This is a genomic window from Streptomyces sp. NPDC020362 (genome assembly GCF_040642095.1).
Taxonomy (GTDB): domain Bacteria; phylum Actinomycetota; class Actinomycetes; order Streptomycetales; family Streptomycetaceae; genus Streptomyces.
Genome location: NZ_JBFAET010000001.1, coordinates 55853 through 76968, shown reverse-complemented (window position 1 = coordinate 76968; position 21116 = coordinate 55853). Strand labels below are relative to the sequence as shown.

At 70.3% G+C, this 21116-nt stretch carries 18 protein-coding genes and 2 pseudogenes; 6 read left to right on the top strand and 14 right to left on the bottom strand.

Annotation, left to right across the window (positions count from 1 at the left end; genetic code table 11):
- Positions 1-893 precede the first annotated feature (893 nt).
- Positions 894-1424 (top strand): annotated as a pseudogene (locus AB0H32_RS00305) (alpha-isopropylmalate synthase regulatory domain-containing protein); the annotation flags it as partial.
- A 250-nt stretch (positions 1425-1674) separates the two neighbouring features.
- Here AB0H32_RS00305 and AB0H32_RS00300 read toward each other — a convergent pair.
- A complete protein-coding gene (locus AB0H32_RS00300; protein WP_361111713.1) occupies positions 1675-2127 on the bottom strand; it encodes an MFS transporter in 453 nt (150 codons plus the stop codon).
- 315 nt (positions 2128-2442) lie between these two features.
- Here AB0H32_RS00300 and AB0H32_RS00295 point away from each other — a divergent pair.
- Positions 2443-2613 (top strand): annotated as a pseudogene (locus AB0H32_RS00295) (site-specific integrase); the annotation flags it as partial.
- Between the two features lie 836 nt (positions 2614-3449).
- Here AB0H32_RS00295 and AB0H32_RS00290 read toward each other — a convergent pair.
- Positions 3450-4232 (bottom strand): TIGR03084 family metal-binding protein, encoded by a 783-nt coding sequence (locus tag AB0H32_RS00290; protein WP_361111710.1) that lies wholly within the window; start codon positions 4230-4232, stop codon positions 3450-3452.
- A 209-nt stretch (positions 4233-4441) separates the two neighbouring features.
- On the opposite strand from AB0H32_RS00290, the gene AB0H32_RS00285 reads away from it, so the two are divergent.
- Positions 4442-5200, top strand: coding sequence for an IS5 family transposase (locus AB0H32_RS00285; protein WP_361111707.1), 759 nt, complete (start codon positions 4442-4444; stop codon positions 5198-5200).
- On the top strand, positions 5119-5343 hold the full coding sequence (locus AB0H32_RS00280) for a transposase (RefSeq protein ID WP_361112218.1): 225 nt from the start codon (positions 5119-5121) through the stop codon (positions 5341-5343). The genes AB0H32_RS00285 and AB0H32_RS00280 overlap by 82 nt, the downstream gene beginning before the upstream one ends.
- Here the strand turns inward: AB0H32_RS00280 and AB0H32_RS00275 are convergent, their stop codons facing one another.
- Positions 5344-5610 (bottom strand): hypothetical protein, encoded by a 267-nt coding sequence (locus AB0H32_RS00275; RefSeq protein WP_361111703.1) that lies wholly within the window; start codon positions 5608-5610, stop codon positions 5344-5346.
- 418 nt (positions 5611-6028) lie between these two features.
- On the opposite strand from AB0H32_RS00275, the gene AB0H32_RS00270 reads away from it, so the two are divergent.
- Both AB0H32_RS00270 and AB0H32_RS00265 read left to right on the top strand, forming a co-directional pair.
- On the top strand, positions 6029-6691 hold the full coding sequence (locus AB0H32_RS00270) for a peptidylprolyl isomerase (protein WP_361111700.1): 663 nt from the start codon (positions 6029-6031) through the stop codon (positions 6689-6691).
- A 2133-nt stretch (positions 6692-8824) separates the two neighbouring features.
- Complete coding sequence (locus tag AB0H32_RS00265) at positions 8825-9505, top strand: phosphatase PAP2 family protein (protein ID WP_361111696.1); 681 nt, start codon at positions 8825-8827, stop codon at positions 9503-9505.
- A gap of 27 nt (positions 9506-9532) precedes the next feature.
- On the opposite strand, the gene AB0H32_RS00260 is transcribed toward AB0H32_RS00265, so the two are convergent.
- From AB0H32_RS00260 to AB0H32_RS00210, 11 genes are read right to left on the bottom strand one after another with little or no spacing between them, the layout of a single operon-like run.
- Positions 9533-10867: a glutamate-1-semialdehyde 2,1-aminomutase gene (locus AB0H32_RS00260; RefSeq protein WP_361111693.1), complete on the bottom strand. Its 1335-nt coding sequence runs from the start codon at positions 10865-10867 to the stop codon at positions 9533-9535.
- A gap of 7 nt (positions 10868-10874) precedes the next feature.
- A complete protein-coding gene (locus AB0H32_RS00255; protein ID WP_361111690.1) occupies positions 10875-11426 on the bottom strand; it encodes a dTDP-4-dehydrorhamnose 3,5-epimerase family protein in 552 nt (183 codons plus the stop codon).
- Positions 11423-12661, bottom strand: a complete 1239-nt coding sequence (locus tag AB0H32_RS00250) for a polysaccharide pyruvyl transferase family protein (protein WP_361111687.1) — start codon at positions 12659-12661, stop codon at positions 11423-11425. Before AB0H32_RS00250 ends, AB0H32_RS00255 begins: the two co-directional genes overlap by 4 nt.
- A complete protein-coding gene (locus AB0H32_RS00245) occupies positions 12658-13605 on the bottom strand; it encodes a glycosyltransferase family 2 protein (protein WP_361111684.1) in 948 nt (315 codons plus the stop codon). The genes AB0H32_RS00250 and AB0H32_RS00245 overlap by 4 nt, the downstream gene beginning before the upstream one ends.
- The gene (locus AB0H32_RS00240; RefSeq protein ID WP_361112215.1) at positions 13602-14912 is read right to left on the bottom strand and encodes a hypothetical protein; all 1311 of its coding nucleotides are present in this window, start codon (positions 14910-14912) and stop codon (positions 13602-13604) included. Before AB0H32_RS00240 ends, AB0H32_RS00245 begins: the two co-directional genes overlap by 4 nt.
- A 5-nt stretch (positions 14913-14917) precedes the next feature.
- Positions 14918-16192, bottom strand: coding sequence for a DUF4910 domain-containing protein (locus AB0H32_RS00235; protein ID WP_361111681.1), 1275 nt, complete (start codon positions 16190-16192; stop codon positions 14918-14920).
- Positions 16189-17214 (bottom strand): SDR family oxidoreductase, encoded by a 1026-nt coding sequence (locus AB0H32_RS00230; protein WP_361111678.1) that lies wholly within the window; start codon positions 17212-17214, stop codon positions 16189-16191. Before AB0H32_RS00230 ends, AB0H32_RS00235 begins: the two co-directional genes overlap by 4 nt.
- A 3-nt stretch (positions 17215-17217) precedes the next feature.
- Positions 17218-17865, bottom strand: coding sequence for a PIG-L deacetylase family protein (locus AB0H32_RS00225; RefSeq protein WP_361111675.1), 648 nt, complete (start codon positions 17863-17865; stop codon positions 17218-17220).
- Positions 17862-18662, bottom strand: coding sequence for a glucose-1-phosphate cytidylyltransferase (locus AB0H32_RS00220; RefSeq protein ID WP_361111672.1), 801 nt, complete (start codon positions 18660-18662; stop codon positions 17862-17864). Before AB0H32_RS00220 ends, AB0H32_RS00225 begins: the two co-directional genes overlap by 4 nt.
- Entirely contained in the window at positions 18659-19894 is a 1236-nt protein-coding gene (locus AB0H32_RS00215) for a class I SAM-dependent methyltransferase (protein WP_361111669.1), read from the bottom strand. The genes AB0H32_RS00220 and AB0H32_RS00215 overlap by 4 nt, the downstream gene beginning before the upstream one ends.
- Positions 19895-21115, bottom strand: a complete 1221-nt coding sequence (locus AB0H32_RS00210) for a glycosyltransferase (RefSeq protein WP_361111667.1) — start codon at positions 21113-21115, stop codon at positions 19895-19897.
- Between the last annotated feature and the right edge of the window lies 1 nt (position 21116).

Here is a 21116-nt window from a genome sequence, read left to right as displayed (position 1 = left end):
CCCATGAAGCGCTGCCGACAGGTGTCCGGCCGATCGCCTACGCGGCGGCCACCACGGCACGGCTGCTCGGAGTCGAGCCAACGGACCTCCCGCCCGCGACCAGAAGCCGTCCCTCACCTGCTCCACCAGCAGAAATGCTGAGCAATCCACCACGCGCCACGGCCCTCGCCCTTCCCAGAGCTCCGGAGGACAGCCTCCGGGCGGCGGAGCTCTACCGCACCTTGGCGCATCACTTCCGCTTACTGCTTGCGAGGGCCTCGCGCGGCAACGCGGTCCGTCCGAGTTTGCGGGGACAGCACGAGACGCCCCAAGCCTTTGCCAGAGCCGCTCGGATCGTTCGAAAGCTCGGTGAGCCGGAAGGGCACGAGGAGGCCGCTGCGGTCGAGGTGCCGCTGCAGGCGCCGGACTCATTCGAGGAACTGTGGAAACGGCTCGACAACCTCCAGGGCATCCTGGTCACTGCTGACCATAAGGACGTGCTCGCACTCGACAGGGTGGGTATGGACCGGCGGTGGCCTGAGAAGACGTGGAGGGGGCTGAGAGCGCTCGACGCCTACGGGCGAGCGACGAGGGACGGCTTCAAAGGCGGCTTCTACCAGTTCTGCCAATCGGGCAGCCCTCAGGCAGTGCCCCCCAGGTGGCTGGCAGTCTCCGAGTCCAGGACCACGATGCGCCGGCCGGGTGTGCATCGCTCCTTTCCCGTGCCTAAGAACGTGGCGCCCGCGGGGCGGGCAGAGATGCAGATGCACCTGAAGCCCGACTCCGGGGGCGGCATCTCACTGCGTATCTACTTCCTGGACGACACCAAGGGCAGCACCGGCCGCGTGATCGTCGGATACATCGGCCCGCACCTGGCAATCGCGAAGTCTCGACTCGAATCCTCCGCCAGCGATCTCTCATACATTCTGAAGAGCGCCCACAAGCTTGACCTGCCACGCCGTATGAAGTCTGAATTCTCCAGAATCATCCAGGCAAGGATGGACACCGAGAACCACGAGATCACACCGAACGAGGTCTGGGCAGTGTTCCAGGACGAGTATCTGCCCAATCCGGACCATCCGTGGGGTCGTATCCGCCTCAAGGCAGGTCAGGTGACGACGGACGCGGACGGAGTGGACACCCTGACGATCGAGGCCACGGTCGACGGCGAGGACACCATCCTCTCCGGGACCGGCCGGGGCCAGATCTCGGCCCTCTTCGACGCGCTGGAGTCCATCGACATCACCGTGGGCCTCCTGGACTACCAGGAACATTCCATGGATGACGGCGCCTTCGTGCAGAGTGCGTCGTACGTCGAGTGCGCGGTCGGCGACACGGTGGTCTGGGGCATCGGAATCGACGCCAACACCACGCGGGCCTCGCTGAAAGCAGTTGTCTCCGCCGTCAACCGCGCGGTACGCGGGACCGACGACCCCGAACGGTAGTCCTGCGGATCGCCGACAGCAGGCCGCCGACGCTGAAGTGGATGGTCCCGGCAGGGGGAGGGAGTACGGGCTCAGTATGCGTGCTGGGGTCGGGCGTGTCGCAGTCGGCGGTCGAGGACGGTGCCGAGCCACGGTGAGGGCGATGCCCACCAGGGCGAGCGGGATGTTCATCGCGAAGAGCGCCCGCCAGCCGAAGGCGCCAGTCCGCCCAGGGCGGGGCCGACCGCGGCGCTGCCGAGTCCGGCGATGATCAGGGCGCCCAGCGCGGGGCCTCCCGGCCGACGCGCCGGGACTGGCTGCGCACCAGCGCCATCGCCGCTGGGTAGGCGGCAGTGCCGACGCCGAGGACAACCCGGACGGTGATCAGAAGGCCGAGGGTCGGGGCCAGCACGTCAGCCGCGCCCGCCACGGCGACCAGCGCCGGACCCAGGAGGTAGACCCGCCGGGCGCCGGACCGGTCGGCGACCTTCCCCGTGGCGGGCTGGGCGATGGCACTCGCCATGCACAGGCCGGCGACGAGCCAGGCCGTCGTGGCGGCGCCCGCAGAAAAGGTCCGCTCTATGTGCACCAGGACGGTGGCGTTCACCGTCGAGTTGATGGGGTTGAGTATCGAGCCGCTTACCACGGGGGCCACGAACCGGGGGCCGAAACCCCTCTGCTCAAGGCTCTCCGACCGTGCGGTGGTCATCGAGGCACTGGACATCACGTCTTCTTACGTTGCGCCGACGCGGGAGGCATGGGATGACTCCGAGTACTGGGGCTCACGGAGACTGGGGGTCTGCGCTGAGGTGTCACCCTGCGAGCCGCGCCGCAAGGCCCTCCGACTTCACGCCCAGGCTGAACGAATCCCTCCTCGGCGACGACTCCATTCCGCCGGCGCGGCCGGGACCTGCCCGCCGGGACAGGGCCGTCGGCGGGGTGAGGGCTCAGACCCGTGTGCCGCACGCAGCCGCCAAGGTGTCGCCGGGCGCGCGGCGATGGCACGGCGGAGCAGGGTCCCCCAGGGCTGTGGCGCGACCGCCCGCTGCCGAGGCTGATCCGGGGCCGCATGCGCGGGCCGGTGTTCGTCACCCATTGCCGTCCCGGCCCGGGCAAGGCGGTCTCCCCACGCGAAGTCTGCCCGTACGCAGGGCTGACCCGTCTCTCCTACGGGCAGGCCCGCGCGTGGCTGAACCAGCAGACCGCTCTTGCGAATCGGGCAGTTGACTACAGGCTGTGAGACCCGCTGGTTTCTGGACTCCCTGCGTCGCGCCGCATAGAGCTCTCGTCTGCTCACCCCAACCGGCACGGTTGGGTTCCGGTGCTGGTTCCGTGCTGACTCTGGTGCCCGGAATCGTGGAAAACCGCAGGTCCTAGCCCCGATCGGATGAGTCGTCGTACCAGTCGATAGTTGTTCCGATGAGGCTCGCTGCTACAACTTTTCGCATTTCGCGAAGTTTGGAGCGGGGACTGCAGGTGTGGTCATATCGGTCACTTCCGGGCCGGGACGGGGGTTCATTGGGTGTTGCCCAGGCTGGGAATTGCCGCAGCGTTGCCCCATGTGCCCTGAACCCATAATTCGATGCCGACTGATGGTGCTGAAGACTGTGGAGTTCGCCGGGTTGGCGCACTCGTCGGCACCGGTTATCACCTGGGACCACCCGTACCGTACTGGTTGATGGTTCGTCTGGTGCTGTCTGTTCTGAATGTGGTCTGTGACGATTCGCCGATGCCCGGCTTGTTGTCCCCGCAGTTTGATGCTGCGGTTGTGCTCTGCGATCAGGCCGTTGGGAGCCGCCGTGCGGGCGCTGCCGTCCGGGCCAATGCCTAGGGGGAGTGCGCCGCAAGGCTACGGCGTAGTCGTATGGCGTCCGATTTGTGGCTAAGAGCCTGTCGGGTGGCCAGCTGTTTGCGCCGAGCATGGGCCGCTGACGGCCTCGGAGTTGTCGCACTGGCACATACCACGTGATCGGGACCGTCGCCGTGTCTGGAGGGCAGATCGCAACCGTCACGCGTCTCGCATGACCCAGGCACCCCGACACGCTTTCAGAGGAAGACGCGCGCCACCTCCAGCCACTTCTGGGCGTCCTCCCCGGTCGCCGTCATGTTGGTCTCGGACCAGGGGCGACGCCGGGTGACACACAGGCAGAAGTCGACAGCGTCGCCCTGTACCCGTTGCGCGGCGGCCTCGGGGCCCCACAGCCAGGTCCGTCCGTCAGGTGCTGTGAGCTCGACGCGGAAGAGGTCCGCCGGCTCAGGCAGTCCGACGGCGGCGAAGGACAGCGCCCGTCCCAACACCCCCAGCGACGCCACGTGCTGCAGTCGATCCGTCGGGCGGTGTGCCACGCCCACAGCATCGAAGATGTCCTGCCCGTGTGCCCAGGTTTCCATCAGACGAAGGGGCGCCATCAGGGCCGGGGTCACCTTCGACATGTACCAGGGGAATGCGTGGTTCCATGGCGTGTCGCGCAGTGCCGCCGCCAGTTCCGCTCGACCGGCCCGCCACTCGTCCAGAAGTACCGACCGCGGTTTGGCCGCTCCCGCGGCGGCGGCCTTGTCTGCATACCCGCGGCCTTCGGCTTCCGCTCGTCCGAGCTCGGCGCCGAACGCGTCCGGAGTGCGTAAGGCGCTGAGTGCGTTCGCGTCCGCCCACGCGAGGTGGGCTATCTGGTGGGCGACCGTCCAGCCCGGTGCCGGTGTCGGTACGGACCAGTCGTCCACTGCCCTGACCAGGACGTCGAGCTCGTCACCCTCAGCCACCAGCGCGGACAGGACACCGGCGTCGTCTACATCGGGGACGGCGAGGTTGTAGTTCAACATGTGCGCCATGGTGCCACTCCATCCTGACCAGCGGCGGAGACGAAGTGTGCGGGCAAACTCCGATGTCGCCGGAGTCTGGTGGGGCTCCTGGCACCACGGGACCACCGTGCTTCCTCGACGGCGGCGCAGAGCGTGTCGGGCCGGCTGGTCATGCGAGACGCGTGACGGTTGCGATCTGCCCTCCAGGCACGGCGACGGCCCCGGAATGATCACGTGGTGTGTGCCAGTGCGACAACTCCGAGGCCGTCAGCGACCCATGCCATCCGTCCAGCCTGACCGATGAGATGTGGGAGGTCATCCGGCCGCTCCTTCCCGTGCGTAACCTGCCGAAAGGCGGCGGGGTGCGTAAGTACGGAGACCGATTGGTGCTCGACTCGATCTTCTACGTACTGCGCTCGGGCTGCCAGTGGCGGATGCTCCCGCGCGACCTGATGCCCTGGGACGCGGCGCACCGCTGGTTCACCGAGCGGCGCCGGGACTGCAGCTGGGACGGCATCCACGATGACCTACGCCGCCAGTTCCGGATCGGGGCCGGACGCGACCCTGAGCCGTCGGCCGCCGTGATCGACGCCCAGTCGATCAAGACCAGCGAGGGCGGCGAGGCGCGTGGATTCGATGCGGGGAAGCGAACGACAGGGCGGAAGGGACACGTGATCGTCGACACGATGGGCCTGCTGCTGGTCGTCGCGGTCACTTCCGCGTCCGTGCAGGACCGCGCGGGGGGCCGCACCGTGCTGGCCCGGCTCGCGGCTGCCTTCCGCATGGTCAGCTTGGTGTTGGCCGACGGCGGATACGCCAACTCCGTTGACTGCACGCTGCTTTCATGGGCCCGCGACGCGTTGGGCATCGTCGTGGAGATCGTGAAGCGACCGATGATGTCAGGGGCTTCAAGGTCCTGCCCCGTCGCTGGGTGGTGGAGCGGAGTTTCGGCTGGCTGGTCCGAAACCGTCGGCCGGCCCGCGACTATGAACGGCTGACCGCGACCTCCGAGGCCGTGATCAAGGTCGCGATGATCCGTCTGATGCTCGTCCGGCGCGCCGGGCAGTCATCGCGGTGGAGCCATGAATCCCATCGCAAGACCGCGGGAACCAAGACCATCGAAGACCTCATCGTGGCGTAATCAACCGGCCACCCGACAGGCTCTTAGCCGCCGATCGGCGTTCGCGGGCAAGTCGGCCATCTCTTCGTTGCCAGCCGTGGCGACGGCGAGTAGGGCTTGCAGCGGCTCACGCAGGTCGCGAAGCGCGTCGTCGAGTGCGAGCAGTAGCTCATGCGGGGTGGCTGCGTCGGAGGGCATGTCGGCGGTGTCGAGCTTTGCGGCGAGGGTCCGGATCTGCTGAGCGATCTGCTGGCTGAGGCGGACGTTGCGGGCCGTCGGCTGCTCCATGGGTTGGATGCTGATACCGGTACGGTTTCCGGCAGACCCGGGCCGGACAGCTTCCGGCCCCCCCCGTGCTGCGACGAGGTGGCCCGCGGTCCTGGCCGGGGTCATCCCTCGTGCGTGTGCGGGCAGGTCTCGCGTTGCTGGTAGCTTGTCGGCACGCCTGTGCCTACGCCGCCCAGAAGGCCCGGGAGCCCTGGAAGTGGCCATCCAAGGTGTGCCAGGGGCGCCGCCACGGCCGCGGCCGGCGGGCCGGTTGGAGGACCGCCCGTCGTGCTGTCCGTGTCCTGTCGCCCGGTTGCCGTGGCGCCCGCCCGCCCAAGTTGACGGTGCATGGCGCAGGGGTTTCACCCGGACGGCGGAGCGGGCAGGATGAGGCGGCCATGACATACCCATACGGTGCTGACTCGAAGGGAACCGTCTCGTGCTCCGTAAGCCAAGCGCCCTGCTCGCCGCCTCCGCCCTGCTCCTCCTCGGCACCGCGACGCAGGCTGCGGCCGACACCTCGCCCCCTGCCGCGCCGTCGGCTGCCTGCACCTACACGCCGGCCGTTCCCGCAGACAACTTCAAGGGGATACCGGTCTTCGACCCGGTGAAGGCCGCCAAGCCGTACAGCGCGACGCTGCGTACCAGCCAGGGCGCGATCACTTTCAGGGCACTGACCGACAAGGCTCCCTGCACCACATACTCCTTCAAGTTCCTCGCCCAGCGCGACTACTTCGACCGCTCGCACTGCCACCGGCTCACCACCGCGCGCATCTACGTGCTCCAGTGCGGCGACCCGACCGGCACCGGGAGCGGCGGACCGGGTTACTCCTTCCCCGACGAGAACTTGACCGGGGCGACCTATCCTGCCGGCACGGTGGCGATGGCCAACGCTGGGCCCAACACCAACGGAAGCCAGTTCTTCTTCGTCTGGAAGGACACCAAACTCTCGCCCGCCTACACGCCGTTCGGCAAAGTGACCGCGGGCCTCGACGTGCTCCAGAAGATCGCGGTGGGCGGCGAGGACGACCAGAACGGGCCGGGAGACGGCTTTCCGACGCTGCCGGTGAACATCAAGCGCGTACAAATCAAGAGCAGGTAGTACGGTCCGGAGCCGGCCCGGTCCTTGCAGGAAACTTCGTCCGTCCCGGTCATGGTTGGCGTCGTACGAGTTGGCCGACGAGATCGTCCAGCGGGGAAGAAATGAACAGCAACCGGCGACTTGAAACAGGCTGTCTCAGCCCGGACGTGACCGCCTCAAGGGCCTGCTCACGTCCGGCGCTGCCGGCTCGTGTACCGCTCCCGACGGCGATGGGGAACGGTCGCCCGCGCATCGGGACGTTGACTACAGTCTGTGAGACCTACTGGTCGTCGCATCTCCTCCCCGATGATGCGTAGAGCCCTCGAATGTTGCCCCAGCCAGCACGCTTGAGTTCCCGTGCTGGCTCGGTGCTGACTTTGAGGCCGCCGCGGTGGCAAAACCGCAGGTCCTAGCCCCGATTGAATGAGTTGTCGTACCACTCGATGGTGGTGCCGATGAGACTGGCGGCGGCGACTCCGGGTAGGCCGGTTGGGGGGTGGGGGAGCGGTGGTTCCGGAGGTCATGTGCGCCACTTCCTCGTGTGCGGTGGGGACGGGTATGTGTCGGGACACCGTAGGAACGCGCACGTCAGGGGCACATATGGCGGGACAGCATAGTTCTGGGGCGTGTTATGCGCGCAGCCTCCATGTCCGCTCGTCAAAGGATGGCTCAGCGGCTCGGCCGGAGGCGGCGCGAGGGGTGTCTGCGATGCGTCATTGGGGGGACTTGCCAGTGGGCTGCTGACTCCCGTGCTGCGTCTGCGGAGCCGATGCTGCGCGCACTCGCCGTGGCGCCCGACTCGGAGCACGTCGATCTGATCCCCATGACCTCGCACCCGGGGGCCGACGGTGCGCTCTCCGGTCGTGCCTGGGGGCCGTGACGCTGTGTGGCGACGGTCTCGGTAGGGCCGAGCGGTGCCGACAAAGTGCCCCGGGCCCAGTCGAGGTCCGCGTGAGGGCGTCATCCACGACGCATCACGATCGCGGTTTCGGTGGCACTCCATGGCTCCGGTACGGAAAAGCGATCCAGAGCCAAATTCGCGGAGTGTTGGCACACGGACTTCCCGACGGCGGTTTGCCGCGACCGCATTGTTGGTTAGGGTGGCAAGTAGGGACTGATTCCGATGCCCTTGGCCAGGGTGAGGGACAGGTCGGCGAGTGCGGGGCTGCACCGGCTAATGGCTCCCGGGCGGGGCCAAGTCCGATACGACGGGGGCTCGTTGGTGGGGGAGTTGGCGCCGGCAGAGTCCGAAGGCCACGTCGGCCGGCGTCAGTGGCCGTTGGATCGCTTGGCCGGAGCGGGCTGGATGTCGGCCCGGCCCATGCGGGCAGTTCTCGGGCGCGCGGCATCGCGCTGGCGGCGGGTGACATGGCGTAGGCCCCGACGGGAGGGGGAGGTGCATCGCATCTGCCGGATGGTCTGCGACGGTGTGCGGGCTTTCCCCCGTCTCGGTCATGAGCGGGGTGTTCGGCTCGACCGCCACCAAGTAGGGGGTCACGGCGTGGTCGGGTTCGGCGATGAAGTGCGGGCTTCCGCCGGGGTTGTAGCGGTAGGCGGTAACCAGAGCCCGCAACGCGATGCGCGCGGCGCGGGCCCGGACCATGGGGTGCGCGGCCAGTCGGCCCCTGGTGCGAAGCGCCGGATCGGCGGGCCCTTGGGGCAGGGTAAGAGCCGGCAGGTAGGGCACGGTGTGCGGCGGGTGGTGCACGCGCTCGTCGGCCCGGGCGGTGGTGGCCGCGACCATGCCGCTTCCGACCTGTCTGCGAGAGCCGAGGTACTGCCAGGACACATGGGACGTGGCGTGCCCGGACTTACGGTCACTGGAGTCGCCCGGAAACAACGCCCCGCCGTCGTGGGGCACGGTCGCCGGCGGGGGCATCAGCCGGTCGATCCGCCGGTCGTCGACCGGCTTGTGGTCCCAGGGGGACTGGGACATGAACCACTGCTGCGCATGGGAGACAAGACGGTCACCGAAAGCATGCCGGGCAGTCTTCAAGAGGGCCTGGAGCAGGGGAAACAGGAAGTCGCTGATGCATGGTTGCCCACCGGTCGGTTGAAGGGCCGTACCCTCACCCTGCCTCGAGGAGTCGAGGTCCGGGACACCGTCTGCCGATCACGGCAAAGCACCGCGGGTCGACCGGACGCGGTGGGCGTGTGACCGGCCGGTCGGCGCCCGCGGTGCTGCCCCCATCGCTGCGCGTGTGGCTCGGGCTGGTTGCGGCCCTCGCCGCGCTGGTGGTCGTCGTGCTCGGAGTCCTGTATGCCGGCCACAGCGAGCCCGGCATGGTGGACGCGCGGATCTCGGCGGCGGTGGACGGTGTGCAGCCGCCGTGGCGGCAAGTCGCCCTGGCCATGGACTCCTTGGGGGAGCCCGTGGGAGCGGCGACGCTGGTCGTGGCCACCGTGATGGGGTGCCTGCTGCTTCGGCGTCCTCGCGCGGCGGTGCTCATCGTTGCCGGCGTCGCCATGGCCGTGGGGACGGCGACGCTGCTCAAGTACCTGGTGGGACGCACCATCCACGGCGACAACCTGTCCTACCCGAGCGGGCACACCGCCTTCTTCACCGCGGTCGCCCTCGTGGTGGCGCTCCTCGCGACCGGCCGGCTCGGCCTCGGCAGAACGGCCGGCACGTTGCTCGTGCTCGCCGCGGCGCTGGTTGCCGGCGCCGTCATGGGCTGGGCGCAGGTTGCCCTGGGCGCGCACTACCCGACCGACGTCCTCGGCGGCTGGTGCACCGCGCTGGCGGTGGTACCGGCGACCGCGTGGCTGGTCGACCGGATGGCTGACCGGCTGGTCGATCGGACGGCCGACGCCGGTCGGCCGGAGCGTCGCTGACGTCACGTCACGTCACGTCACGTCACGTCACGCCAAGCGGCGGAATACGGGCTTCACCGGCCGTCCGGCCAGCCAGGGGGTGGGGTCAGCGGCGTCAAGTGCCTTCCGGTACACCGCACATGCCTGGGCCACCACGTCGACGGTGTGATCGATGTCGGCGTCGCCGAGCGCGCTGCTCACCACGAACGACGGGGCCAGCACCCCGCCTGCGAGGAGCCGGCGCAGGAACAGGGTGCGGTACTGCTGCGACGGCTGCCGGTTCTGGTCGAGGGTGGCGAAGACCAGGTTGCTGGCCCGGCCCCGGACCACGATGTGGTCGCCGACGCCCATGGCGGCCGCGGCGTCGCGGACACCGGCGGCCAACCGCTCGCCGAGGGTGTGCAGCCGCGCGGTGACGCCCTCTTCGACGTAGGTGGTGAGCACGGCCATCGCGGCTGCCAGGGAGTGGGTTTCCGCACCGTGCGTGGTGGACAGCAGGAACACCCGGTCGCCGGAGTGACGCAGCCCGCCCCGCTCCATCAGATCGCGGCGCCCGGCCAGCGCGGAGACCGCGAATCCGTTGCCCAGCGCCTTGCCGAACGTGGAGAGGTCGGGGACGACGCCGTACAGGCCCTGGGCGCCCGCCTCGGACCAGCGGAAGCCGGTGATCATCTCATCGAAGATCAGTACGCAGCCATGCCGGTCGGCCAGCTCGCGCAGGCCGGCGAGGTACCCGGGCGGCGGCTCGGTGTGGGTGGCGGGTTCGAGGATCAGGCAGGCGACCTCGTCCTGGTACCGGGTGAGCAGCTCCTCCGTGGCGGCCAGGTCCCCGTAAGGGAACGCCACGGTGAGCTCGTTGGTCGCCGCCGGAACACCGGCGGACATCGGCGTGGTGCCGATGAACCAGTCGTCGACGGAGAAGAAAGGATGGTCGGCGCAGATGGCCACCCGCGGGCGCCCGGTGGCGGCGCGGGCGAGGCGCACCGCGGCGGTGGTGGCGTCGGAGCCGTTCTTCGCGAACTTCACCATCTCGGCGGTCGGCACCGTGGCCAGGAAGCGTTCCGCGGCTTCGACCTCCACGATGGACGGCCGGACGAAGTTGCTGCCGCGGTCGAGTTCCCGCCGCACCGCCTCGATCACGCGTGGGTGGGCGTGGCCGAGGCTGACCGACCGCAGGCCGGAGCCGTACTCGACGTAGCGGTTGCCGTCGATGTCCCACACGTGGGCCCCGCGGCCGTGGCTGATGACCGGGGCCAGGTTGTCGGGGTACTGGTCGTCGCCCTTGGCGTAGGTGTGCGCGCCCCCGGGGATCATGGCGTGCAGCCGCTCGTTGGCCAGCCGCGAGCGGGGCAGGTGGAACTCTTCGGTGTCTTCGGTGTGCACGCCGACCTCAACCTTCTCGTTGCTTGAGGACCTCGGCGAGGCTCGGCGCCTCCCGGTCCCGTTGGGACATCGATGTGACCGGCAGCGGCCAGGGAATGGCGAGCTCCGGGTCGTCGAAGGCGATCGTCACGTCCTCGGCCGGATCGTGCGGGCGGTCGATCCGGTACGAGGTGTCGGCGGTCTCGGTCAGCGCCTGGAAGCCGTGCGCGCACCCCGCCGGGATGTACAGGGTCGCCTGCGCCTCGCCGGACAGCTCGAAGAAGGCCCGGTTGCGGTAGGTCGGCGAGCCCGTCCGCAGGTCCACGACGACGTCGAAGATCCTCCCGTACGAGCACCGCACCAGCTTGGCCTCGCCGGCGCCGGAGCGCAGGTGCAGGCCGCGCAGCACGCCCCCGGCCGAGCGGGACAGGCTGTCCTGGACGAAGGCGTCCGGGGCGAGGCCCACCGAGCGGACCACGTCGGCGTCGAAGGTGCGGCAGAAGAAGCCGCGCTCGTCGGCGTACGGCGTCGGCTCGAACAGGTACGCGCCGGCGATCGCCGGGACTTCGGTCGCTTTCATGGAGCCTCCTGCCGAGCGTGGGCGTGGGTGTGGTCGGTCGCCGGGAACAGGGCCGCGGCCAAGGCGGTGAACTGGTGCTCGAGTTGCCGGGCGGCGGCCTGGTTCCGCTCGATGAGCGTCTGCCGCAGCTCGGCCGATCGCTTCTCCAGCGCCCGGAACTGCTCGAGCAGCCGGTCGGCGTCGACCTCGCGCGCCGGGTGGCAGTACGCGCCAAGCCCCATCTGTGCCATGAGTGCGTCGCTCTTCGCCGCGTAGCAGAGAGCGAGCACCGGCGTACCGGTCTTCAGCGCGCAGATCAGGTTGTGGTAGCGGATCGCCACCACGGTGTCGGCAGCCGCCATCTCCTTCATCAGGTCGGCCAGTGAGGCCGGCTCGGCAGCGGTGACCAGTGGTGAGTCCACCGCGTCGAGGATCGCGGCGACCACCGACGCGTCGCACTCGTCGCCGGTGAGCAGCCGGACAGTCCTGCCCTCCTCGACCAGCGCGCGGACGAACCGGATCGTCCCGTCGAGGTAGCGCCGGTATATCTCATCGGCCCGGGCGCGATCGTCGTTGCCGCCGTGGAAGTCCATGACGCCGAGGCAGACCAGGCCCGGCGTGCCCGAGGGGGCGCCCGTTTGCGGCGTCGGCAGGGAGAACGCGAGGTCCGGGTAGACCTCGTCACGCGCGGTGTCGACGCCCATCGCCCGCATCGCGTCGCGGGACTGGGCGTCCCGGTACGACCGGTAGGCGGCCAGCCGCGCCGACCAGCGCACCAGGGCCCGGGTGGGCCGGTTGCCGATCTCGGCGGCGCCGACGCTGACCAGCGCGACCCGGGTACCGAGCAGCCGGCCGCTCGCGCACAGCAGGAACAGCGAGTACGGGAAGCCCCACGGCCGCAGCGGCAGCGTGGCCTCCAGGACGCCCATGCCCGGCACGATCACGACGTCGTGCCGGCGCACCCAGGCGGCGGTGCGGAAGACGTCGACGAGTTTGCCCAGACCCTTCGCCGCGATCGCCCCGGCACGTGACGCGGTCCGGTACTCCGCGCGGTTCCAGTGCAGCCGCGTGGCGGGGATCCCGAACCGGGTCGTCACGGCCTCGGGCCCGCCGCACAGCGCGTCCACGACCGCTTCCGGGTGTTCGGCGCGGAGGTATCCGAGGACGGCTTCGAGCGACCCGTCGTTGCCGAGGTTGCCGGAGCCGAGCAGCCCGAACACCCCGACGCGCACTGGGGTTTCGTCCGCGGACGTCATGCCTGCCTCCCCTCACGGCCGGCGACGAGGGCGTCGACGGAGACCGTGAGCAGGGCCGGGTCGACCGGGGCGCGGTCCTCGACCCGCTCGCCGGCGCCCGGCCGGACCCGGCTGGTCATCCACGCGGCCAGGTGGCGGAAGCACTCGCGCCGGTCGGCCGGGGACAACGGCGCCCGCCGGATCGACGAGGCGAAGCCCCAGATGTACTCGGCGAGCAGCCGGGGCGTCGGGTGCAGCGGGCCTGCCCGGCGCGGGTCGAGGTTGACGCACCGGGAGCGCTTGGAAGGGTTCGCCCGCTCGGCGCGGGTGGGGTGGTCGCGGCGGAAGTACAGCAGCTCCGGCACCTGGTGGAAACGCCCGTGCAGGGTGATCTCGGCGACGAACGTGCGGTCCGCGTGGTGGTAGCTGTCCATCGGCTTCACCCGGCGCAGCATGTCGGCCCGCATCACCCCGTAGAAGTCGTCGCCGCCCGGCTCGAAGAGCAGACTGCGGAAGCGCTCCGGCGCGTGCGGAGAGTCGGTGGCGAGCTTGTACTCGTAGGGGACCTTCACCTGGCCGTCGCCGTCGATGACCGCCTGGTCGGTGTGCGCGAGGATCACGTCCGGCCGCTCGTCCAGCGCCTCCACGCAGCGTTGCAGCAGATCGCGGCCGTACAGGTCGTCGTGCGAGGCCCACTTGAACAGCTCGCCGCGGGCCTCGGCGAACACATGGTTGTGGTTCGGCGTGGCGCCGATGTTCCGGGGCAGCCGGAGGTACCGGATGCGCGAGTCCTGCGCCGCGTACTTGCGGCAGATCTCCTGAGTCCCGTCGGTCGAGGCGTTGTCGGAGACGACCAGCTCGAAGTCCTCGTAGGTCTGACCGAGCAGGGCGTCGAACGACTCGGCCAGGTACTCCTCGCCGTTGTACACGGGCAGGCCGATGCTCAGCCTGGGGTGGGCGGTCATGAGGTCCTCACTTCGGGGATGGGGTCGTGGTCGTGCTCGCGCAGCGCGGACCGCAGCTGCAGCCACCACACGGCCGAGCCGCTGACGGTTGCGGCGGCGACGCCCCAGGCCGAGCCGACCGTGCCGGCAGCGGCCGCACCGCCGAGCCCGCCGCTGACGTAACAGGCGGAGGCGAACAGCTGGCAGCGCAGGCTGCGCCGGGCCGCGCCGAGCGCGCGCAGCCCGGCCGCCGCGCCGGTGCCGAGGCCCGCGCCCGCGACGCCGAGGGTGATCGGCACGATGAGCTGCGAGGCGGAGTGCCAGACGCTGCCGAGCACCAGCTCGCCGAACCGGCCGGGCATCAGCAGCAGCGCCGTGCCCCAGAGCAGCGCGCCGGCGGTCTGCCCGCCGCCCAGCAGGAGGCAGAACCTGCCGAGCCGTTGCGGGGCCTGCCGCAGCACCCGTGCCGCCTCGGGGACGGTGACCAGAGACAGCCCCATCAGCACGGCGAGGAACGGGCCCATCAGGAGCTCGGCGCCCCGCACCGCACCCACCGCGCCGACTCCGACGATCGCGCCGAGCCCGTACGCCCGCAGCTGGCTCGCGCCACTGAGGCTGACGTTCTCGACCAGGTACCGGTAGCCGAGATCGCGCTGTTCGCGAAGCCAGCCGCGCGCCTCGGTCAGCCGGGGCCGGATGCCGGACTGGAGGTAGCCGTACCCCGCCGCCACCGTGGCGGACGCGCCCCAGGCGAGCACGAAGGCGGCCACGCTGCCCACGCGGGCCGCCACCACCATGGCCGGGACGAGCGCGACGCCCCACACGACGTCGTTGACGAACGCCTTCCGCCCGGTGCCGGCGGCGAAGAACGAGAACCGCCAGGCGTCCTGCAGCAGCAGCCCCGGCAGCATGATGCCGAGGCAGGCGAACGCGGGCCCCACGCGGCCGCCGAGAGCGAGGCCGGCCACCACGGACACCGCGCCGAGGGCGGCACCGACGCCGAGTGCGGTACCCGTCGACCGGGCCACCGCCCCGCGCCAGGACGCGTCCGGCACACCGCTGAAGCGCACCACGAGCGGGTCGGTGGCAAGGCCGCGGGAGACGTTGAGCACCACGCCGTAGGTCACCCACGCGAGGCTGAACACGCCGAACGCGGTCACCCCCAGCGAGCGGGCCACGTAGATGCCCACCGCGAAGTTGCTGATGCTGGAGGCCGCCTGGTCGGCCAGTCCCCAGGACAGCCGGCCGACCAGGGCCCGCTTGGCGGTCCGCCGGGTGTCCTTGGCGCGGTCCGACGGTGTCGTCGTCTGCTCCCCCTCGATGGTCATCGGCGTCATGCCTTGATCAGCCCGGCGCCGCGCAGGGCGTCGGCCGCGACTGCGACGGTGTCGAACGGCAGCCCGGACCGCTCGGCGACGTCCAGCACAGTGTGTTCGCCGTCGGAGAGGCTGAGCACCCAGAGCATGGCCATCTGGGCCTGTTTGGTGTCGCTGCGGCCGCCGAGCGCGTCGTACAACCCGCGTCGGCCCAACTGTGGTTCGCCGTAGGGGCTGAGGTTGAGGTACCGACGGTTGCGGTCGAGCACGGCGAACGCCTCGCGGCATACGGCAAGCGTGTCCGCCATCGCCTCCGGGGAGACGAAGTCCGGGTTGTCCGCCGAGGTGTGGTACTCGGGGTACCCGGCGTACGGGGTCCGGCTGAGCGAGCCCACGCCGAGATCGAACCCGGGCGAGCAGTACTGCCGCTCGTCGTAGCCGTACGGGGTGAACTCGTTGACGCTGTGCGGGCGTTCGGAGGCGGCCAGCACATGCCGCATCACCCGGTCGATCTCCGCGTCGCCGCGCCTGCTCTGCTTGTACGTCAGCTGTCCCGAGTCGCCCGCGCAGGCCAGCACGAGCCCGTGCTTGACCCGGTCCACGCGCTCCGCGTTGCGGGCCAGCCAGGTGATCGCCCCGACGGTGCCGGGCGCATAGATGAACCGGTAGGTGTAGTACGGCGTTTCCTGCGCCAGCGCGCGGGCCAGGAACGTCGCCACCGCGATGCCGGCCAGGTTGTCGTTGGCCAGCGACGGGTGGCAGACATGGCAGGAGACGATCACCTCGTCCGGGACCTGACCGGGAATCACATGCTCGGCGTAGGTGAGGTGGCCATCGGCGAGGGTGGAGTCGATGTGTACCTCGTAGTCGCCGTCCGGCAGCGCGTCGAGGGTCTCCTGGGCCAGGCAGAACCCCCATTCCGGCTTGTAGTAACTCGTGCGGTACGGCACCCAACTCGGGTGCTCCGGAAGGGTGTGCAAGTGTCCGCGCAGTTCCGACAGCGGCATGGTCGCCGACACCGGCACGCTGTAGCCGAGCACGTGCAGGCTGGACGCGGCGAAGTCGACGACCCGGTGGCCGGCGGTGTCGGCGATGTACGCGTCCCGGATGTTCCACTCCTGCGGCACCGTCCAGTCGAGCACCTGCGTCCCGGTCGGCACCTCGTGCACCTGCAGCGGGACGTACTCACCGACGATCTCCAGGGTGGCGCGCACACCGTCGCCGGTGATGCTCCGGCACAGCGGGTACAGCCGTTCCACCAGCTCGTGCATCTGCTGGCCGGTCTCGGTCATCGGCGCCACCGCAGGGTGTCGTCGACGGCACCGGCGTCGGACGCCGCGCGCAGTACGGCGAGGCGGGTGAAGCGTCGCTCGAAGTCCTCCCGGGTCAGCCCGAACTTCCGGTAGGCGTCGGCGAGTTCGAGCGCGCCCAGCTTCACGGACCACTCGCAGTCGAAGCCGGGGATCGCGGCGCGGAACCGGGAGAAGTCCACCCGGTACGAGCGCGGGTCGGCACCGGTCTCCCCGGTGATCACCACCTTCGCGCCGGACACCGCCTCGGCGACCTGTTCGGCGATCTCGGCGACCGTGACGTTGTTGGTCTCGCTGCCGATGTTGAACGCCCGGTCGTGCACGGCTTCGCGCGGCGCGGTCAGGGCGGCGGTGAAGGCCTGGGCGATGTCGGCGGCGTGCACCAGCGGGCGCCAGGGGGTGCCGTCGGAGAGCACCAGCACCTCGCCGGACAGGAGGGCGTGGCCCACCAGGTTGTTCAGCACGATGTCGGCGCGCAGCCGGGGCGAGTAGCCGAAGGCGGTGGCGTTGCGCATGAACACCGGGGTGAAGTCGTCGTCGGCCAGTGCGTGCAGGTCGTCCTCCACCCGCACCTTGGACTCCGCGTACGGCGTCACCGGGCGCAGCGGGGCCTCCTCGGTCACCAGGTCGTCGCCGCCGGCGGCGCCGTAGACCGAGCAGGTGGACGCGTACAGGAAGCGCCGCACTCCGGCGTCGCGGGCCAGCCGGGCCAGCCGTACGGACGCGTGGTGGTTGATGTCGTAGGTGAGCTCCGGTGCCAGCGATCCCAGCGGGTCGTTGGACAGGGCGGCCAGGTGGATCACGGCGTCCACCCCGGCCACGTGCTCGGCCGTGACGTCGCGCAGGTCCACGCGGTGCCCGGACGGGTCCGCGGGCGGCTCGCCCAGCACGCAGTCGGCGAACAGGCCGGCGTCGAGGCCGACGACTTCGTGCCCGGCGGCCTTGAGGACCGGGGCCATCACGGTGCCCAGGTAGCCCTGGTGTCCGGTCAGCAGTACGCGCATAGTTCAGTTCCCCAGGTTGAGCGTGAGTTTGGTGACGGCGAACGCCTCGGCGTAGCGGGCGTGGCATTCGATGCCGCGGATCCGGGCGAGGCCGAGGAAGACCTCCCGGTCGTACCAGGGCCGGTGCCGCTGCGAGGGGTAGTGCTCCTGCAGCAGTTGCACCTTCAGTTCGGCGATCTCCGGCGACAGCGGCTGATACGCCGACGGACGGCCGAGATCGCCGTCCCACTTGACGATCTCGTAGCCGAGCACGAGGTGGTCGCGGAACGCGGTGGGCAACAGCTGTGCCAGGCCTCGGTGGTCCTGGTGCGCGTCGTCGGTGCGCGGGGCGAGGATCAGGTCCGGCTCGGTCTGCTCGCGCAGCTCCTCGACCGCGGCCTTGGCCTCCTCCCAGTGCGCGGGCATCCGCCCGTCCGGCAGCTTGAGCACGGTCAGCCGCAGGTCGGCGCCCGGGCAGAAGGCGGCGAGCGCGTCCCGCTCCTCCTGCTCCCGGTCGGTGCCGCCGCCGGAGAGCACCAGCGCGTCGACGCGGATACCCGGTCGCGGGAGGCACAGCGTCAGCAGTGTGCCGCCGGCGCCGATGGCGATGTCGTCGCAGTGCGCGCCCACCGCGACGATCCGGTCGAGGGGGCCGGCCCCGAGCCCGATCACGCTCTCGCTCCGGCACTCGCGCCGTGGCGCTCCCACACGGCCCACGGACGATCGCCCCGAGCGTAGGCCTCGTCGAGCGCGGCCCGCTCCTTCACGGTGTCGGTCGGCTTCCAGAAGCCGCGGTGCTGATGCGCCACCAGCCGTCCCTGCTTGGCCAGTTGGGCACACCCGTCGGCGACCAGGTCCCCGTTCTCCGGTATGTGGTCGAAGACCTCCTGGCGGAGCACGAAGTAGCCGCCGTTCTCCCACAGAGGCAGTTCACTCACCGCGGTGATGCCCCCGACCAGGCCGTCCTCGCCCAGCTCCACGCAGTGGAACGAGGACTGTGGCGGCACCACCATCATCGACGCACCGGCGTCGCGCCGGGCGAACCGGTCGATCATCTCCGGCAGCGGGGCGTCGGTGAGCACGTCGGCGTAGTTGGCGAGGAACATCTCGTCGCCGTCCAGGTGGTGCCGCACCCGGCGCAGCCGCTCCCCGATCGGTGACTCGATGCCGGTCTGGGCGAACGTGATGGTCCAGTCGGCGATGTCGGTGGACAGCAGCTCGGTCTTCCCGCCCCGGAGCACGAAGTCGTTGGACGTCGTCTCCTCGTAGTTGAGGAAGAAGTTCTTGATGTGGTGCGCCCCGTAGCCGAGGCACAGGATGAACTCCGTGTGCCCGAAGTGCGCGTAATAGCGCATGACATGCCAGATCAGCGGTCGCGGGCCGACCATCGCCATCGGCTTGGGCACGTCGTCTGCGGCGCCGCTGCGCATCCGCATCCCGTAACCGCCGCAGAACAGGACGACCTTCATGACTTGACCTCGACAATGCTCAGTTCCGGGATGGGAAAGACCAGGCGGCCGCCCCAGTCGTGCACGAAGGACAGCTGCTCGACCAGCTCGGCCCGCAGGTTCCACGGGAGGACGAGCACGTAGTCCGGCTTGTCGGCGGCTATCTGCTCGGGCGGCAGGATCGGGATGCGGGTGCCCGGGGTGAACCTGCCGTGCTTGTACGGGTTGCGGTCGACCGTGTACGCGAGCAGGTCGGGCCGGATGCCGCAGTGGTTGAGCAGGGTGTTGCCCTTGCCCGGGGCGCCGTATCCGACGACGGTCTCGCCGCGCTCGGCCGCCTCGATGAGGAACCGCAGCAGGTCCCGGCGCACCTTGGCCACCCGGGCGGAGAACTCGGTGTACCCGGACAGCTCCTGCAGCCCGGCGGCCTTCTCCCGGGCCAGCACGTCGGCCACCCGCTGCGTCGGCTCGCCGGCCACCTCGTTCGGGCGGGCCCACAGCCGGATGGAGCCGCCATGCGTGGGCAGCAACTCGACGTCCACGAGCGCGAGTCCACCGCTCGCGAGGGCGCGGATCGCGGACGCGACCGTGTAGTACTGGAAGTGCTCGTGGTAGATCGTGTCGTACTGGTTCTCCTCGATCAGGGTCAGCAGGTGCTGCACCTCGATGGAGACCCAGCCGTCGTCGGCGACCAGGGCGCGCAGCCCCTGGGTGAACCCGACGACGTCGGGGATGTGCGCGTACACGTTGTTGGCCACGACCAGGTCCGCCGGGCCGTGCCCGGCGCGGACGGCCGAGCCGGTGTCCGGGGACAGGAACTCCGTGAGCGTGGGCACACCGGCGTCGCGCGCCGCGGCGCCGACGTTCACCGACGGCTCGATGCCCAGGCAGCGGATCCCCCGGTCCACCACATGCTTCAGCAGGTACCCGTCGTTGCTCGCGACCTCGACCACGAAGGCGTCCGGGCCGAGAGCCAGACGCTCCACGGCGTCGGCGACGAATGTGCGCGCGTGCTCCACCCAGGAGGTCGAGTAGGAGGAGAAGTACGCGTACTCCTTGAACGTCTCCTCCGGCGTGATCAGCGGAGGGATCTGCGCCAGCCAGCAGTCGGTGCAGACCCGCAGGTGCAGCGGGTACGCCGGCTCCGGCTGGTCCAGTTGGTCCGCGGCGAGAAAGCTCTCGCATGGCGGCGTCGCCCCCAGGTCGACGACGCTCGCCAGCGTCGCCGAGCCGCAGAGTCGGCAACTTGTCATTTACTGCCCCCCATTGATTCGGTCCCCCATTGATTCCGCCCGACCCGCGATCGCGGTGCGGTACCCCTCCAGCAGGCGCTCCAGGCCGACGGCCGGGCTGAAACCCTGCTCGTAACGGCGCCGGGCCGCCTGGCCCATCTCCCGGTTGCGGTCCGGCTCGGCCGCAATCCGGCGTATGCAGGACGCGAGCGAGGCGGGCTCGCCCGGCCGGTGCAGCAGCCCGGTCACCCCGTCCTCGACGAGTTCGACGAAGGCGCCGTGACCGGCGGCGACGGTCGGCACCCCGGCCGCCATCGCCTCCACGACGACCAGGCCGAACGCCTCCAGCCACGTCGAGGGAGCCACCACGGCCACCGACCGCGCGATGGCCTTCTGGCACTCCGCCGTGTCGTACAGGCCGGCGTAGCGCACGTCGTCCCGTCCCGCTGCCCAGGCGGTCACGTCGCCCTCCAGCGGTCCCGTGCCGGCGATCACGAGCGGGACGCCCACACCGCCGGTCGCTGCGACCTCGTCCCACGCGGCCATGAGCAGCCGCACGCCCTTGGCCTCGGCGAGCCGGCCGAGATAGAGCACCTGCTCGCGGTCACCCGCTCGGCAAGTGCCCGGCTCCGGCACGAAGTTGTGCTTCACCGCCAGCCGCTCGGCCGGCATGCCGGACCGCACCAGGACGTCGCGCTGCGCCGCGGAGATGCAGAAGAACCGCTCCACGCCGGACCACCACCGCCGCCGGTTGACCGACAGGCTGACCGCGAGCGGCACCGTCGCAAGGCGGGAGTTGCGGTAGCAGCCGTGCCGGACGGCGGGCAGCGGCGCAGAGCCGACGCACTCGGTGCATGGCCGGCCGTCCCGTTGCAGCGTGCCGGGCGGGCACACCTGGGTGTAGTTGTGCAGCGTGGCGACGGCGGGCACACCGGCGTCGGCGCAGGCGGCGAGCACCGCGGGCGACAGGAGCGGGAAGACGTTGTGGACGTGCACCACGTCCGGCCGCTCGGCGCGCAGCCGGGCGGCGAGCTCCCTGCGGACCGCCGGGTTCCATGGCACGAGCAGCGGCACCGCGACCTTGCCGGGCAGGGAGCGGTCGGCGATGGAGTCGCTGCGCCGCTCGAACACCTCGACCCGGTGGCCGGCCGCTCGCAGCAGCTCCACCTCCTGGTCGACGACCTTGTTCTCCCCGCTCGGCTGCGCCGAGGCGTAGCGGTTGTGCACCACGAGGACGTGCATG

Bases quoted from the DNA above. Each gene is read 5' to 3' on its own strand.
- AB0H32_RS00300 (WP_361111713.1), bottom strand. From the start codon at position 2,127: ATGTCCAGTGCCTCGATGACCACCGCACGGTCGGAGAGCCTTGAGCAG.
- AB0H32_RS00290 (WP_361111710.1), bottom strand. From the start codon at position 4,232: ATGGCGCACATGTTGAACTACAACCTCGCCGTCCCCGATGTAGACGAC.
- AB0H32_RS00275 (WP_361111703.1), bottom strand. From the start codon at position 5,610: ATGGAGCAGCCGACGGCCCGCAACGTCCGCCTCAGCCAGCAGATCGCT.
- AB0H32_RS00255 (WP_361111690.1), bottom strand. From the start codon at position 11,426: ATGAAAGCGACCGAAGTCCCGGCGATCGCCGGCGCGTACCTGTTCGAG.
- AB0H32_RS00250 (WP_361111687.1), bottom strand. From the start codon at position 12,661: ATGACGTCCGCGGACGAAACCCCAGTGCGCGTCGGGGTGTTCGGGCTG.
- AB0H32_RS00245 (WP_361111684.1), bottom strand. From the start codon at position 13,605: ATGACCGCCCACCCCAGGCTGAGCATCGGCCTGCCCGTGTACAACGGC.
- AB0H32_RS00240 (WP_361112215.1), bottom strand. From the start codon at position 14,912: ATGACCATCGAGGGGGAGCAGACGACGACACCGTCGGACCGCGCCAAG.
- AB0H32_RS00235 (WP_361111681.1), bottom strand. From the start codon at position 16,192: ATGACCGAGACCGGCCAGCAGATGCACGAGCTGGTGGAACGGCTGTAC.
- AB0H32_RS00230 (WP_361111678.1), bottom strand. From the start codon at position 17,214: ATGCGCGTACTGCTGACCGGACACCAGGGCTACCTGGGCACCGTGATG.
- AB0H32_RS00220 (WP_361111672.1), bottom strand. From the start codon at position 18,662: ATGAAGGTCGTCCTGTTCTGCGGCGGTTACGGGATGCGGATGCGCAGC.
- AB0H32_RS00215 (WP_361111669.1), bottom strand. From the start codon at position 19,894: ATGACAAGTTGCCGACTCTGCGGCTCGGCGACGCTGGCGAGCGTCGTC.
- AB0H32_RS00210 (WP_361111667.1), bottom strand. From the start codon at position 21,115: ATGCACGTCCTCGTGGTGCACAACCGCTACGCCTCGGCGCAGCCGAGC.